General features: G+C 62.0%; 14 protein-coding genes and 1 pseudogene. 12 read left to right on the top strand and 3 right to left on the bottom strand.

Annotated elements, in window-relative coordinates; genetic code table 11:
- Nucleotides 1-131 precede the first annotated feature (131 nt).
- From NKJ84_RS27435 to NKJ84_RS27390, 10 genes are all read left to right on the top strand, one after another.
- Nucleotides 132-1,166: a LacI family DNA-binding transcriptional regulator gene (locus NKJ84_RS27435; protein ID WP_352509037.1), complete on the top strand. Its 1,035-nt coding sequence runs from the start codon at nucleotides 132-134 to the stop codon at nucleotides 1,164-1,166.
- An 816-nt stretch (nucleotides 1,167-1,982) separates the two neighbouring features.
- Nucleotides 1,983-2,252: an acylphosphatase gene (locus NKJ84_RS27430; protein ID WP_254819364.1), complete on the top strand. Its 270-nt coding sequence runs from the start codon at nucleotides 1,983-1,985 to the stop codon at nucleotides 2,250-2,252.
- Nucleotides 2,253-2,393: 141 nt separating this feature from the next.
- Entirely contained in the window at nucleotides 2,394-3,044 is a 651-nt protein-coding gene (locus NKJ84_RS27425; RefSeq protein WP_352479346.1) for an aromatic ring-hydroxylating oxygenase subunit alpha, read from the top strand.
- A complete protein-coding gene (locus NKJ84_RS27420; RefSeq protein WP_352479347.1) occupies nucleotides 3,041-3,886 on the top strand; it encodes an aromatic ring-hydroxylating dioxygenase subunit alpha in 846 nt (281 codons plus the stop codon). Before NKJ84_RS27425 ends, NKJ84_RS27420 begins: the two co-directional genes overlap by 4 nt.
- On the top strand, nucleotides 3,883-4,542 hold the full coding sequence (locus tag NKJ84_RS27415; RefSeq protein ID WP_254819361.1) for a glutathione S-transferase family protein: 660 nt from the start codon (nucleotides 3,883-3,885) through the stop codon (nucleotides 4,540-4,542). The genes NKJ84_RS27420 and NKJ84_RS27415 overlap by 4 nt, the downstream gene beginning before the upstream one ends.
- Nucleotide 4,543: 1 nt before the next feature.
- Nucleotides 4,544-5,923: an amidohydrolase gene (locus tag NKJ84_RS27410; protein WP_352509021.1), complete on the top strand. Its 1,380-nt coding sequence runs from the start codon at nucleotides 4,544-4,546 to the stop codon at nucleotides 5,921-5,923.
- Between the two features lie 27 nt (nucleotides 5,924-5,950).
- Nucleotides 5,951-7,045 carry a BMP family ABC transporter substrate-binding protein gene (locus NKJ84_RS27405; RefSeq protein ID WP_352509036.1) on the top strand — a complete coding sequence of 365 codons (1,095 nt, stop codon included), beginning with the start codon at nucleotides 5,951-5,953 and terminating at the stop codon, nucleotides 7,043-7,045.
- A gap of 2 nt (nucleotides 7,046-7,047) precedes the next feature.
- Nucleotides 7,048-8,574 carry an ABC transporter ATP-binding protein gene (locus NKJ84_RS27400; protein WP_352509035.1) on the top strand — a complete coding sequence of 509 codons (1,527 nt, stop codon included), beginning with the start codon at nucleotides 7,048-7,050 and terminating at the stop codon, nucleotides 8,572-8,574.
- The gene (locus NKJ84_RS27395) at nucleotides 8,571-9,671 is read left to right on the top strand and encodes an ABC transporter permease (RefSeq protein WP_352509020.1); all 1,101 of its coding nucleotides are present in this window, start codon (nucleotides 8,571-8,573) and stop codon (nucleotides 9,669-9,671) included. Before NKJ84_RS27400 ends, NKJ84_RS27395 begins: the two co-directional genes overlap by 4 nt.
- A complete protein-coding gene (locus tag NKJ84_RS27390) occupies nucleotides 9,668-10,579 on the top strand; it encodes an ABC transporter permease (protein WP_352509019.1) in 912 nt (303 codons plus the stop codon). Before NKJ84_RS27395 ends, NKJ84_RS27390 begins: the two co-directional genes overlap by 4 nt.
- A 163-nt stretch (nucleotides 10,580-10,742) precedes the next feature.
- Here NKJ84_RS27390 and NKJ84_RS27385 read toward each other — a convergent pair whose 3' ends face one another.
- Nucleotides 10,743-11,387 (bottom strand): hypothetical protein, encoded by a 645-nt coding sequence (locus tag NKJ84_RS27385; RefSeq protein ID WP_352509018.1) that lies wholly within the window; start codon nucleotides 11,385-11,387, stop codon nucleotides 10,743-10,745.
- A 122-nt stretch (nucleotides 11,388-11,509) separates the two neighbouring features.
- On the opposite strand from NKJ84_RS27385, the pseudogene NKJ84_RS27380 reads away from it, so the two are divergent.
- Nucleotides 11,510-11,766, top strand: a pseudogene (locus NKJ84_RS27380) (KUP/HAK/KT family potassium transporter); the annotation flags it as partial.
- Between the two features lie 161 nt (nucleotides 11,767-11,927).
- On the top strand, nucleotides 11,928-12,122 hold the full coding sequence (locus NKJ84_RS27375) for a hypothetical protein (RefSeq protein ID WP_254819356.1): 195 nt from the start codon (nucleotides 11,928-11,930) through the stop codon (nucleotides 12,120-12,122).
- A 56-nt stretch (nucleotides 12,123-12,178) separates the two neighbouring features.
- Here NKJ84_RS27375 and NKJ84_RS27370 read toward each other — a convergent pair whose 3' ends face one another.
- Nucleotides 12,179-13,369, bottom strand: coding sequence for an MFS transporter (locus NKJ84_RS27370; protein ID WP_352509017.1), 1,191 nt, complete (start codon nucleotides 13,367-13,369; stop codon nucleotides 12,179-12,181).
- Nucleotides 13,370-13,447: 78 nt separating this feature from the next.
- Nucleotides 13,448-14,185, bottom strand: coding sequence for an MBL fold metallo-hydrolase (locus NKJ84_RS27365; RefSeq protein ID WP_352509016.1), 738 nt, complete (start codon nucleotides 14,183-14,185; stop codon nucleotides 13,448-13,450).
- Between the last annotated feature and the right edge of the window lie 41 nt (nucleotides 14,186-14,226).

The raw sequence follows: 14,226 nt of genomic DNA, 5'->3' as shown, positions 1-14,226 counted from the left end.
GAACCAGTTCGGGCTCTAGTGCGGAGGCGATTCATATCGGAGGCTTGATATCATCGGAATACAAAAATAGTATGGAGATCGCATTCGTATCATTTAGTGTCAATCATGATGATACAGCATTGGGAGGATTAATGAGGCGGCCTACGATTCGCGACCTCGCTCAAGCCGCCGGCGTATCCGTAGCGACCGTGAACAGAATCCTCAGCGGCACTGTCTCGGTTCGCCCAAAGACTGTTCAACGCGTACAAAGAGCAGCCGAAGAAATCGGCTTCTATGGGATCGGAGCGATCGACGACCGGGCCAAGAAAATATCGCCGCATCATCGATTGGGTTTCCTGTTGCAGCAATCGACCCGTGAACTCTACCAACTGTTCGGGAAGAAAATCATCGCAGCCTGTCGCGATCGTCGCGATGAGGTGGTCGAGGCCATCGTCGAGTTTGTGGATCTACTGACGCCGGAGACTATCTCTAGCCGCCTTATCGCGCTCGGCAACACCTGCGACGCAGTCGCGGTGATCGCACCAGATCACCCTATCATAGGACAGGCCATCCGTTCACTGAAGGAAATTGGGAAGCCCGTTGTTGCTTACATTACCGACCAATCCGCGCCGGAAAGAGCGGCCTACGTGGGAACGGACAACTGGAAGCTCGGGCGTACGGCGGCATTCTTGATTGCGCAAACCACCCAAGGTCCCGGTCGCATTGCGGTTTTCATAGGCAATCACCGGTATCAATGCCAAGACGTCTCAGATGCTAGCTTCCGTTCCTATTTGCGCGAACACGCGCCGCGACTCACAGTGGAGGAGAGTCGACCTACTCATGAGGAATCGAGCGAGGCTTACCGTATGCTGGCTGAGCTCCTAAAGACGACTGATGATCTTGTGGGAATTCTGATCGTGGGTGGTGGGATAACCGGAGTGCTCCGTGCGCTGAGGGAGGTCTCTGCCGAAAGGCGCGCGGGGATCAAGCTGGTTTGCCGTGACATAGGGCCCGAGACGCGAAAAGGCTTGTCTGAGGGATTAGTCACTGCAGCTCTTTGTCATCCACTCGAGGCGACCTCGGCCCTTCTAGTGCAGACAATGATCGACGTGATTGGGCCACAGACACCGTTGGCAACCCTTCAGCGGTCAATACCTTTTGAAATAGTCACGCCGGAAAATATCTGACGCATTTATCTCGGCGATGACTGAAGCGGTGCTTTGCGGATCGGGCTAGTCCGGCCAAGGCTGCCGATCGCTGGTTCCGAACCTCGTCGAGACTGCATGAACAATCTAAAGGCACCATTCATCATTGGTAGGACGGTCACTGTCGCGCACCGTTGGAGAACGTCCTCGAACTATTGATTTTATTGGCTTTTTCGTGGGCCTAAATCAGAGAGTTTCCCGTATTGTCTCGCATCGTTCCGCCCCCACCGGACGCTTTGAAATTGGCCACACCAAATGCCTGCTTCGCATCATCCACGAAGAGCTGCGCGCCATCTCCGGCGCCGAGCAATCCCGGCTGCAGCGCTTTGAACAACCAACGCTGTGGCCGTCGATACAGCCCTTTGCGTGAGCCCTTCAGGAGTTGGCCAACCGCCAGCCGTCGGTGGTTCCTGGCCAACCTCAATGAATTGTACTCCTTTCGTATAAATCAGAAATCTTCCCGCATCGTTCCGTATGGTTCCGCGACCCCGGCGCCACTATTCCGCAGGTGCCGTCTGGCTTGGTTTCCCGAAAATACGCTTTTAGGAAAGTCCTGGAGCCGGATGACCGATCTTGCGACGCAGTTCCGAACCGATCCCTCGATGACGGGCTACCGGACATGGCCGTCAAAGGTCTGTCGCTTACCAAGGAGCATCGGGACGGCAGCGACCGGTCTTGACCGGTCGGCGAGGATGACGAGCGTTCTTGTCGGCGAAAGATCCGCCCGCCTTTTCACGCCCTTAGCCACGTGATTGGATACGACGTATCTGTATATCAATTTCGTTGCTAAGGTCCTTCATGAACGAGCAAGATCGACGTTTTACGCGCGAGCGCATGACAATCCTCGGCGATGTCAAAGCGGCATCCTTTCTTCCATGGATCGAGCGTCATGCCGCCAAGCTCGGCCTCGCGCCGGCAATATTCGTTGCCGGTGCCGACCGGATCGAACTCGACGTTGCCGGTCCTGCGGAACTGGTCGATATGATGGAGATGGGGTGCTCTCTTGGACCAATCGATGTCTGGGTCGAGGCCATTCGTCGGACGCCGATAGAAAACGAATCAGGCTAGGTTGGGACCGGGTCTCTGCCTCTTTTTTGGGCATTGTTGCCAGTGCGAAAATATTGTGCAAACGTGATCGGACTGATCGTCATGTCTTGACCGCGAATCTGCATTTGGGAAGATGGGTCGATGTCGTTCGAAGGTTGATGCATGCTGCCCTATCCGTCCGGTTCATGGATGCCAGTTGCCCTCTCCGCGGACTTGCCAGCGGGAACCGTAATGCCGGCGCAAACCCCGGTCGGACCGATTGCCCTTTGGCGAAGCCGGTCCGGCCGCGCGGCGGCCTTTGCGGACAGATGCCCTCATCGCGGCATGCGCCTTTCCCGTGGTTTCGTGCGCGGCGAGGCCCTGTCCTGCATTTATCACGGTTGGAGCTATGCCCAGGCCGGAAACTGCTTGCGCATTCCGGCCCATCCGGGCCTGACGCCGCCGGAAACGATTGGTGTCGCAACACAGCCCGTCGAGGACAGCGGCGGAATCATATGGATTTCCGTAGGCGAACCCACCGCTCGGCCGCCGCGGTTCGACGGCCTAGCCCCTCTTCGCTCCATGATAGTAGAGGCGGGCATTGCCGCGCTGGAGGCGGCCGCCGGTACGAAGGCCGACGGAGGCCTGCTCGACTACGCGCAAAATGCCCAGACCCTACGGCTACTGCTGACCCCCCAGGGGAAAGCGCGGACGCTGATGCATGTTCTGGTCGACGAAGGCACTGGTCCGGCCAAGCGTATCGCTGCGTCGAGGGCAGCCGAGACGCTACGGCGGACGGCCGAGGATATTCTGCGCGGTGGCGTCGCCCAATGACCCGCAACGCGATGATCGACGAATGGTATCCGGTCGGCCTTGCCGGCCGGCTTGACACGCATGAGCGCCAGACGGCGCTCATGGGCGAGCCGATCGGGGTGAGGCTCGGCGCAGACGGAAACGCGAAGGTTACGGGCAGCAACGGGCGTGCCCTGCCGGTCTGCATCCGCTACGGCCATGTCTGGTCGTCGCTCGGCGACCCGCAAAAGGCGCTCTTTGCCATCCCCGAGGCTGATCAGCCCGGCCGCCGGCTCGTCGATGTCGGGGTTGTGCGCGTGCGCTGCTCGCCGCTGCGCGCGGTGGAGAACTTCCTGGACATTGCGCATTTCCCCTTCGTGCATACGGACATATTAGGGGCCGAACCGCACACGGAAGTCCCGAACTACAAGGTCGAGATACGGGAGGACGAAGACGAGGTTTGGGCGACCCAGGTGAAGTTCTACCAGCCGCAGGCCGCCAAGTCGGCGGAAGGCGGCATAACCACCGAATACATGTATCGCGTGCCTGCGCCGACCTGCTCGATCCTCTACAAGACCTGCCCGCCGCGCCCGGATGAATGGGACGTCATCACGCTTTTCGTGCAGCCGCTTGCCGAAGACCTGTGCGACGTCTGGCCGTGGATGGCGTTGTTCGACGACGAAACATCGATGGCAGACCTGATCCATTTCCAGCAGACGATCTTCCTTCAGGACCGGTCGATTCTCGAAAACCAGATCCCGAGGCTGCTGCCGCTCGATCCGGGCATGGAGATCCCCACAAGGGCGGACCTGACATCGGTTGCCTACCGGCGCTGGCTGAAACGCCACGGCTACACCTACGGCGCGCAACTGGTGGCGCAATGAAGCTCTACGACTACGTGCTGTCCCCGAGTTGCTACAAGGCGCGCCTGATGGCGGCGCTGACCGGGGTGAAGCTTGACATCCGCCCCGTCGATTTCCATCCCGGCGCCGAGCATCGCGGTCCCGAACTCATGGCGCTCAATCCGGCGGGTTCGATCCCGATCCTGGAGGATGGCGACCTCGTCCTGACCGAATCCTCGGCCATGCTGGTCTATCTTGCCGCGAAGGCCGCACCGCAATGGCTGGGCAACGATACTGCTCTGCAGGCGGCACGCGTCCAGCAATGGCTTTCCTTCTCGCATCGGCTGACCGGCAGCCTGGGGGCGGCGCGCTTGCACGAGATGCTGCTGCGTCCGGGCGATATCGCCACCCTGCATGGGCAGGGGATAGCGGCCCTGCGGGAGCTGGAAGCCGGCCTCGTCGAACAGCATATCCGCGGCCAGCGCTTCCTCGCGTCGGACAGGCCGACGATCGCGGACGTCGCCTGCTTTCCTTATGTGGCGCTGGCGCCGGACGGCGGCGTTTCGCTCGACCCCTATCCCGCGATCCGGCTCTGGTCGCGGGCGATCCGCAGTCTCGAGGGCTTCATCGAGATGCCCGGTATCCACCGGCTGCACGAACTGAAGCCCGAGCCCGTCCTCGAAGCCGGCGAGGCGTGACTTGGCGGGCCACTTGCTGAAGAACTGCGCAGCGGTCATCGTGGACGAGGGCAACGGTCCGGACATCCGGCGCAATGTCGATGTCTTGACCGACGGCCCGGCGATACGGGCCATCGGCGAAGGCCTCGACAAGGGAGAGTTGCCCGTCGGGACCGTCACGCAGGACGCCGCCGGCTGGTTCGTCTATCCCGGCCTCGTCAACACCCATCATCACTTCTTTCAATGCTTCGTGCGCAACCGCGCCGATCTGGACTGGACGAAGTTGTCGGTCATCGAATGGCTCGACCGCATCTATCCCATTTTCTCGCGGCTGACCGAGGAATGCTTCTACCACGCTTCGGTCACGGCGATGGCCGAGCTGATAAAGCACGGTTGCACGACCGCATTCGACCATCAGTATTGCTTTCCGTGGAAGGCCGGCAAGCGGCTGGTCGACCGGCAGTTCGAAGCAGCCGAACTCCTCGGTATGGGCTTCCATGCCGGACGCGGCGGCAACACGCTACCGAAATCGAAAGGCTCGACCATCCCCGATGCCATGCTGGAGACGACGGACGAGTTCATCGCCGATTGCGCCCGGCTGATCGACGCCTATCATGATGCCGGTCCTTTCAGCATGCGCCAGGTGGCCGTCGCGCCCTGCCAGCCAGTCAACTGCTATCGCGAGACCTTCGTGGAATCGGTGGCGCTAGCGCGTGATCGCGGGGTGCGTATGCATACCCATGTCGGCGAGGGCGAAAGCCCGGTCATCGAGGACCGTCACGGCATGCGGACGGTGGATTACTGCGCGGAGATCGGCTTCTGCGGGCCGGATGCCTTCTATGCCCATTGCTGGGAGCTAACCCACGACGAGCTGCGCAAGATGGCCTCAAGCGGCACCGGCGTTTCGCATTGCCCTGAGCCGGTCTATCTCGTCGGCGCCGAAATCACCGATATCCCGGCGATGTCGGCCTTCGGCCTCAGCATAGGACTAGGTTGCGACGGTGCAGCCTCGAACGACAATTCCAACCTGATGCACTGCATCCATTCCGCCTACATGCTGCAATGTCTGTCGGCATCGACACGCGACCATCCCGTTCCGCCGCCGGCCGATTTTCTCGGTTATGCGACGACCGGGGGCGCGGCGCTGCTCGGGCGCGGCGACATCGGCAGGCTGACGCCTGGCATGGCTGCCGACCTTTTCGCCATCGACACGCGGCGCATGGACTATGTCGGCACGCGGCACGATCCGCTGAGCCTGCTTGCCAAGGTGGGCATCGGGATGCCGACCGACATGACCATGATCAACGGCCGCATCGTCTGGGCCAAGGGCGAGTTCCCGGGGCTCGACGAGGCGCAGCTGTTCGCTGAAGCCGAGGCGGCGCTCGCGACCGTGGAATTCTAGAAACCGAAAACAAGGGGAACCTACATGCTGACAAATCTTACCCGCAGAACATTGATGAAGGGCGCGGCCGCCTCCGGACTCGTCGCAGCGGTGGGTGGCCGCGCGCTTGCTGCCGACGAACCTCTGGGCATCGTGCTCGTGGTCCCGTCGCCGGTCGGCGATGTCGGCTGGGGCCGTGCGCTCGCCGACGGGCTCGAGCCGGTGAAGGCAGCCTACGGCGACAAGGTGAAGGTCACCATCATCGAGAATATACAGGAAGGACCGGATGCCGACCGCATCATGAACAAGGTGGTCGCCGACGGGAACAAGTTCCTGATCGCCGGCTCCTTCGGCTACCAGAACGGTGCCCTGCAGATCGCGCGCCGTAACCCCGACGTCACCGTGCTGCATGCTTCCGGTTTCCAGGTAGCGCCGAACTTCTCGCCCTTCGCGGCCCAATATTTCCAAGGTACCTACCTGATGGGCATGGCGGCCGCCGCGCTGTCAAAGACCGGCAAGCTCGGCTCGGTCTCCGCCTTCGCCATTCCCGAACTGATCACCTCCATCAATGCCTTCACGCTGGGCGCGCAAGCAGTGAAACCCGATGTCGAGGTTTCGGTCGTATGGGTGAACTCCTGGTTCGATCCGGCCAAGGAGCAGGAAGCCGCCAAGGCGCTGCTGGCGCAGAAATGCGACGTAATCTTCTCCAACGCGCAGGACACGCCCTCCGTCGTGTCGGCCTGCGAGGAGGCCGGCGTCCCTGCCTTCAACCTCAATTCGTCGATGAAGAAATACGCGCCTAAAACCTATCTCGGCTGCGTGGCGACGGATTGGTCACCCTTCTTCAAAGCCTCGGTCGACGCCCACCTCGCCGGCAAGTTCAAGGGCGCCAACGCTTTCCTGGGTGTCGGCGACAAGGTTGTAGAGGTCGTTGACTGGAACCCGGGTATCCCGGCCGACACGATGAACAGGATCAAAGAGGTTGGAGCCAAGATCGCCGGCGGCAGCTTCTCGCCCTTTGCCGGTCCGGTCGCCAAGGCCGACGGCAGCGAGGGAGTCCCCGCCGGCAAAACGATGACCGATGCCGATATCGTCGCAATGGACTGGCACGTCAAGGGTGTCACCACGCCGCTGCCCAAGTGACCGTGACCACCCCGCTCCTGTCGCTGCGCGGCATCTCCAAGAGCTACGGCCAAATCCATGCCAATAGAGACATCGATCTGGATGTGGCTCCGTGCTCGATCCATGCGATCCTCGGGGAAAACGGAGCGGGCAAGTCGACGCTGATGAAGCTGATCTATGGCGTCGAGCAGCCGGACGCCGGAATGGCGACCTGGAAAGGGGAACCCCTGGTCCTCGCTTCCCCGGCGGATGCGAGGCGCAAGGGGATCGGCATGGTCTTCCAGCATTTCTCCTTGTTCGAGACGCTGACGGTGGTGGAGAACATCCGGCTGGTCGTGCCCAGGGGCAAATCGGATCTTGCGGATCGCATCCGCATGCTCGGCCGCGAGTTCGGACTCGAAGTCGATCCGCTCGCCCATGTGCACGCGCTCTCTGTCGGAGAGCGGCAGCGGGTGGAAATCATCCGCTGCCTGATGACCGAACCCCAACTCCTGATCCTCGATGAGCCGACCTCCGTCCTGCCCCCGCAATCGGTGGACAAGCTATTCGAGACATTGCGGCGGCTGCGCGACCGCGGCGTGTCCATCCTGTTCATCTCGCACAAGCTGGAGGAGATCCGCGCGGTCTGCGACCGCGCGACCATCCTGCGCGGTGGGCGCATCACCGGCCGCGTGGACCCGCGCGACCACGACGCGCACGACCTCGCCCGGATGATGATCGGCCGCGACATGCCGCAGCCCATGCCGGCGCTTGCGCATTCCGGCGGTGAAAAGCGCCTCGAAATCGTCGGCCTCGACCATCGGCGGCCGGACGATCCCTTCGCCGTGCCGCTTTCCGACGTCAGCCTGACGATCCGGGCCGGCGAGATCCTCGGGATCGCGGGCATATCGGGCAACGGGCAAAGTGAACTGGCAGCGTTGATTTCAGGCGAAACGGTGCTGCCGCGCGAACAGTCCGACCGTATCTACATGATGGGAAAGGATGTCGGCGCGCTCGACGCGGCCGCCCGCCGCCGACTGGGCTTCGCCTTCGTTCCCGAGGAACGGCTCGGCCGCGGCGCGGTGCCGGAAATGTCGCTCGTCCTCAACAGCCTTCTGACCGCCCATCCGTTCGGCCTGTTGAAACGCGGCCTCGTCGACACGAACCAGGTGAAGGCTTTCACCGAGGACTGCATCCGGCAATACGACGTGCGCACGCCCGGTTCGGAAGCGGAGGCCGGCTCGCTTTCGGGCGGCAATCTGCAAAAGTTCATCGTCGGTCGAGAGATCATGCTGTCCCCGCAATTGCTGTTCGTGGCGCAACCCACCTGGGGCGTCGACATCGGCGCCGCGTCCGCCATCCGCCGGCGCCTCGTTGCCCTGCGCAACGAAGGCATGGGTATCCTCGTCATCTCGGAGGAACTGGAGGAACTGTTCGAACTCTGCGATTCGATCCAGGTGATCCATCAAGGCCGGCTGAGCCCGCCGCTGGTGACGCGCGACACGAGACCCGAGGAGATCGGCCGCTACATGATCGGCGCGCATTCGACGGCCAAAAAGGTCCCTGCATGAGCGCTCTGTCCGCGCCGCTCCTGCCTGTTCTCGTTCGCCGGGAGCATGCCTCGCTTCCCGTCAAACTGATCGCCCCGCCCGTCGCGCTCGCCTTGGCGACGCTTCTCAATCTCGGGATCTACCTCCTTATGGGCCGCGATCCGGTAGCCGTTTTCCACGCGATGCTTCTGGAGCCCTTCCTGTCCTGGGCCTCTTTCTCGGAAGTCCTGCTTAAGACCGCGCCGCTACTGCTGATCGCGCAGGGGCTTGCGATCGGCTTTCGCGCAAAGGTCTTCAACATCGGCGCCGAGGGCCAGTTCATCCTCGGCGCGATCTTCGCATCGGCCATTCCCATCTGGTTCCCAGAGGCAACGGGCCAATGGATCTGGCCCTCCATGCTTGTCATCGGTGCGCTGGGCGGCGCTCTGTGGGCGTCGCTCACCGCCTTCTGGCGCGTGAAGCTCAATGCAAACGAGATTCTCGTATCGCTCATGCTGGCGCTCGTTGCCGCGCAACTGCTCAACTACCTGCTTCTCGGCCCCTGGAAGGACCCAAACGGGTTCAACTTCCCGCAATCGGTGATGTTCCAGTCCGACGCGATGGTGCCGATCCTGATCCCCGGCACCCGCGTCAACGTCTCGCTGCTTATCGCCTGCGCGCTCTCCCTTGCGGCCTGGATCTTCATGCAGAGGAGTTTCGCCGGCTTCAAGCTGCAGGTCGGCGGCCTCGCGCCGCGCGCGGCCGGATACGCCGGCTTCAACGAAGGACGGGCGATCTGGCTTTCCCTGCTCATCGGCGGTTTCGCGGCAGGCCTCGCCGGAGCGGCCGAGGTGGCCGGGCCGCTCGGCCAGCTGCAGCGCTCCATCTCGACCGGCTACGGCTATGCCGCCATCATCGTGGCCTATCTCGGTGGCCTTCACCCGGTCGGCATCACCTTTTCCGCGTTGCTCATGGCGGCCCTCTATATCGGCGGCGATAACGCCATGGTCTCGGCAAATCTGCCGGTCGCTGCGGTCAGGGTTTTCCAGGGCAGCCTGCTGCTCGCATATCTCGTCGCCATCGCCTTCGTCCGCTACCGGCTCGAATGGCGCCATGCCGCCCACGGAAGCACGTCATGAACGCCGTCGAGTTCATCATCGCCGGGATGTTGGCGGCGGCTACGCCGTTTCTCCTGGCGGCGCTCGGCGAACTGGTGGCCGAGCGGGCCGGCGTCCTCAATCTCGGGGTGGAGGGACTGATGGCCCTCGGCGCCGTCATCGCCTTCATTATCGTCTATCAAGGCGGCGGGCATCTCCTCGGTTTCCTCGCCGCGGGCCTCGCCAGCGCGGCTCTTTCCCTGGTCTTTGCCGTCATCGCGCTGGGATTTCGCGCAAACCAGGTTGCGGTAGGCCTTGCCATAGGCATCCTCGGCCAAGGCCTCTCGGCGCTGTTCGGCAAGAGCTATGAGAGCCTCACGGTTAAGGGGCTTCCGAAGCTTTCATTGCCCGGGCTTTCGGATATCCCGGTGATCGGCGGCTTGTTCGCCCAAGACGTTGTCGTGTGGCTTTCGCTTGCCGCGACCGTCACCATCTGGGCGATGTTCGCCTACACCAAAACAGGCCTCGTCGTCCGCGCCGTCGGCGAGAACCCCAAGGCGGCCCGTGCGCTCGGCTATCCGGTGATCGCCGTGCGCTTCGCCGCGGTCGCCTTCGGCGGCGCGTTGGCAGGTTTCGCCGGTGCCTACGCATCCGTGGTCTACACTCCGCTCTGGGCCGATGGCATGATCGCAGGGCGCGGCTGGATTGCGATTGCGCTCGTCGTCTTCGGCACTGGGCTTGCCAGCCGTATCTTCCTCGGTGCGTGCCTCTTCGGCGCCGTGTCCCTCGCAAGCCTCGCGGCCCAGGCGACAGGGCTGGACGTTTCCTCGCAACTTCTATCGAGCTTGCCTTATCTCGTGACCGTGATCGTGCTCGGCATCATCTCTTCGAACCGCCGTCTGCTCAAGCTCAACGGCGTGGCTTCGCTGGGAGAACCTTTCGAACGATAGTGTCGCTTGGTACGGCCCATCAAGGATCCCGTGAAGAATGGTGGATTGCGCCCGCGCTCTCAAGCCATCCAGCGCGCCTACTCGGCCGCTCTCGTGGCGTGCGGCCGGCAACCAGCGCACCCTCACAGAATGTCAGCCCCGACTCGAAGCATTCAGGCGTGAGCTAAAAGCGATAACGCACTCCGACAGTATTCGCGTTGGAACCCTCTCCCATGTTTCCAAACGTGCCTCCGGCGCCGGATCTGTGATGGAGTTGATAGACAAGCTCGACGTTGGGAGCTTGCCTTAGTCTGAAAGAAAGCTCCGCGCCGATAAAACCAAGGAAGGATGCATCGCCATCGTAATGGATTTCGCGGGCGTGCTCGATCTCGGTGACGCCTGTAACGGCACTGACACCGGCCGTCAGCGCTGGCGCAATCGCCAGATCGCCGATGACAAGGCCCTGGTGGCGAAGCCGCATCCCGGCCCAAAGCTCTCCGGATGTATCGTCGTCCTCGCCAAACCTTATGGCAGCCCCAGTCACACCGCCAAGGACAAAACCGGCGCCAACATCGGCGAAATCACGGCCGTAAGCAGCTCCAATCATGTAATTGTTCGTATAGTCGGCCCCGAAGACGTTGATAGTATCCCCGAAGGACCCGGTCACAAAGACGCCCCCAAAAACATAGACGTCGTTCTTCGTCGGTTGACCGGCAGCGAAAGGATCTTCGGTTGCAAAATAGATGAAGGAAGAACTGTTGTCGGCGAGGGCGGAAGTGAAGGAACCGGTCAGAATCAGCGCAGCCAAAGCCGCTTGCACCCCGCGCATGCACAAGCTCCGAATCAATTCTCAGTTGATCATCATTCCTCCGGTGTTTCCCGTGAAGAAGCAAGTTCCCTGCTCCAGAAATTGGAGGGCTCTACCCCGTTGCTTGACCAAGGTTTTTCGGGACGCTGACCTTCGGCTATATGGGGCAGCCCAACATCCCCCGCGCGCTGGCGATCTGCCGCAAGGAGGCTGGAAGTTCGACATCACGAGATCCTTCTTCCTGTCGCGGCGCTCGCTCAAGACATCGCCCAATTCCGGCATGCCAGTCTGGCAGGACAAGCTGTTCACCGGGCTGGCGCGCACGGCGGCTGATGCGACTGAATATTGCAAGATTCCGACCGGACGTGTGGTCGAGATCGTAACCCAGGTGGCTGTCTAAGCTTCTGCATATACAGTAGGCGCTGGTCCGACTTGGCACCTGCCCATCCGTCAACCCAACGTGAGCCCACAGGCGCATTGGCTCGCGTCGACATCATATGGATTTATCCAACCCATGCGAGCATACTGCCTGAATGCGTTCCTTTAGCGAGGAACAAGCTGATGCGCGTCGGTACGAGAGGCGTTCCGATCGAATACTACACGCTAAGGATTGCCGAGCCGGCAGGCTCGCAATCTGGTGCTGGAGGCGACCCCAAAGCAGAACACCGCAACGAGATAGCCGACGAGACTGAAGCGCAGATCACGAACGGCCAGGCCGGCAATGATGGCCAGTTGCGCAACACCAATGTACCGTAGGATGAGTGTGAGCGAGTCCGTGAGTGCCATCGGATATCAGGCCGACCCCCGGTCGACTATCTGCGGGAAGGTTGGCGCGAACCTTTGGCGGCCTCCTGCATCGCGATGGCAACAATTGCGCCAGAGACAAACGTCAATGCGGCAATCGATGTTATCGCCCACGAGAGCCCGAAGCGATCGGCGATGAGACCTGCTGAGAGCGCGCCGATCGCGTAGCCGAGATCGCGCCAGAACCGATAGACGCTGAGCGAGCGGGCGCGCCAGCTGGGATGCGAGGCGTCGGAAACGGCAGCGATCAGACTTGGATAGACCATTGCCGTTCCAAGGCCGAGCAGAAGACTGCCGATGAGCCACCATTCGAACCGGCCCGTGGCGGCGGTAAGAAACAGACCGCCGGCCTGGGTCCACATCCCGGCGACGATCAGGCCCTTGCGGCCCCAGCGATCGCTCAAGGGGCCGGTGACGACCTGCAGGATTCCCCATGTTGCAGGATAGACCGCCTTCAGGATGCCGATGCGCTCGATGCCAAGTCCGAAGGACACGAAGAACAATGGGAAAATACCCCAGCTCATGCCGTCGTTGAGGTTGTTGACGAGGCCGGCTTGCGAAGCCGCGAACAGATTGCGATTCCGGAACGAGGTCAGCGCAAACACCTCCCGGAAACTGATCGGCACGGATTGCATTGCGTGAGCGGATGTTTCCAACCGGAGGTGGTCGCGCGTGTCACGGATTAGCAGCACCGACAATACGGTGCCGACGATGGCGTAGCCGATCCCGAGATAGATGGGCACCGGGCGCAGGCCGCATCGCGAAGCGAGATAGCCCGTGAGGAATGCCGTTACGCCGACGGCGAGATAGCCGGCAAATTCATTGAGGCCGACTGCAAGGCCACGTGATTTCGGACCGACGAGATCGACCTTCATGACCACAGTCATCGACCAGGCCAGTCCCTGATTGATGCCGAGCAGTGCATTGGCCGCAATCACCCATCCCCAGCTCGGAGCCCAGATGATCATGAACGGAACCGGCAAGCCGACAAGCCAGCCGAGGACGAGAACGCGCTTGCGTCCCCAGCTATCGGCGAGTTGGCCGGAGACGAGATTGGCAAGCGCCTTGACCACGCCGAAGCTCACGATGAAGGAGACGACAAGTGTCGTTGACGTGATGCCGAACTCTTCCGATCCGATGAGCGGCACGACCGTTCGCTCGATCCCGACCATGCCGCCGACAAAAGCATTCACCAGCATCAGGAGAGCAAACTGCCGCCAGTTTTCCCTAAGCCCAAGTCTGACAGTCGAGCCTGCTGACCGCGAAACGCCCATCGGTCAGGCCGCGGCGACCAACCCGGCATTGGTGGCTCGGTTGCGCGCCGCATCCGGCGGCGGGGGTGGTGTGTCGGCGACCATCGTGGCGACGAAGGTGCCCTCGTCCTCAATGCGGAATGCTTTGTTGAAGCGCTTCTCGAAGCCAATCGTCGATGTCGGCTTGCCGCTGAGCGAGCGCCCGCAGACCGAGCCGGAATATGCGCCGGGCAGCACCTCGACGTGATCCGGCAGTTGCTTGAAACGGCGCACGCTGGAAAACAGCGTCCGCGCCCCGGCCTCGGCGTCGGTTGCCAGTTCGGTTCGCCCGAGATCGCCAACCATCAGCGTGTGGCCTGTCAGCGCGAACCACGGCTCGCTCGCGCGTGTCCGATCGGTGACCAAAAGCGAAATGTGCTCCGGCGTATGCCCGGGCGTGTGCATGACGGCCATCGTCATATTGCCGAGCTCGAGCACGTCACCGTCCTTGGCGCGCAGAAACGGGAATCCGGCCTCCGCGCCTTCGAAGAGCAGGTATTCCGCGCCGGACGCTGCAGCGAGCGCCCGCCCGACGGAAATGTGGTCGGCATGGATGTGCGTGTCGACCACATAGAGGATGCGCATGCCCGTCGCCTCGGCGACCCTAAGGTAAGGCGCAATGTCACCGACCGGATCGACCACCGCAGCGGCCGATTTTCCACCACATCCGAACAGGTAGGATGCGGCGACGGGATCGGAATGGAGGAATTGACGGAGGATCATGGCTTGCGCTCCCTACCTCGCCTGCGATAATATTCAACTAT

This window comes from Mesorhizobium sp. M0048 (genome assembly GCF_040323405.1).
Taxonomy (GTDB): Bacteria; Pseudomonadota; Alphaproteobacteria; order Rhizobiales; family Rhizobiaceae; genus Mesorhizobium.
This window is presented reverse-complemented; position numbering and strand designations above follow the sequence as displayed.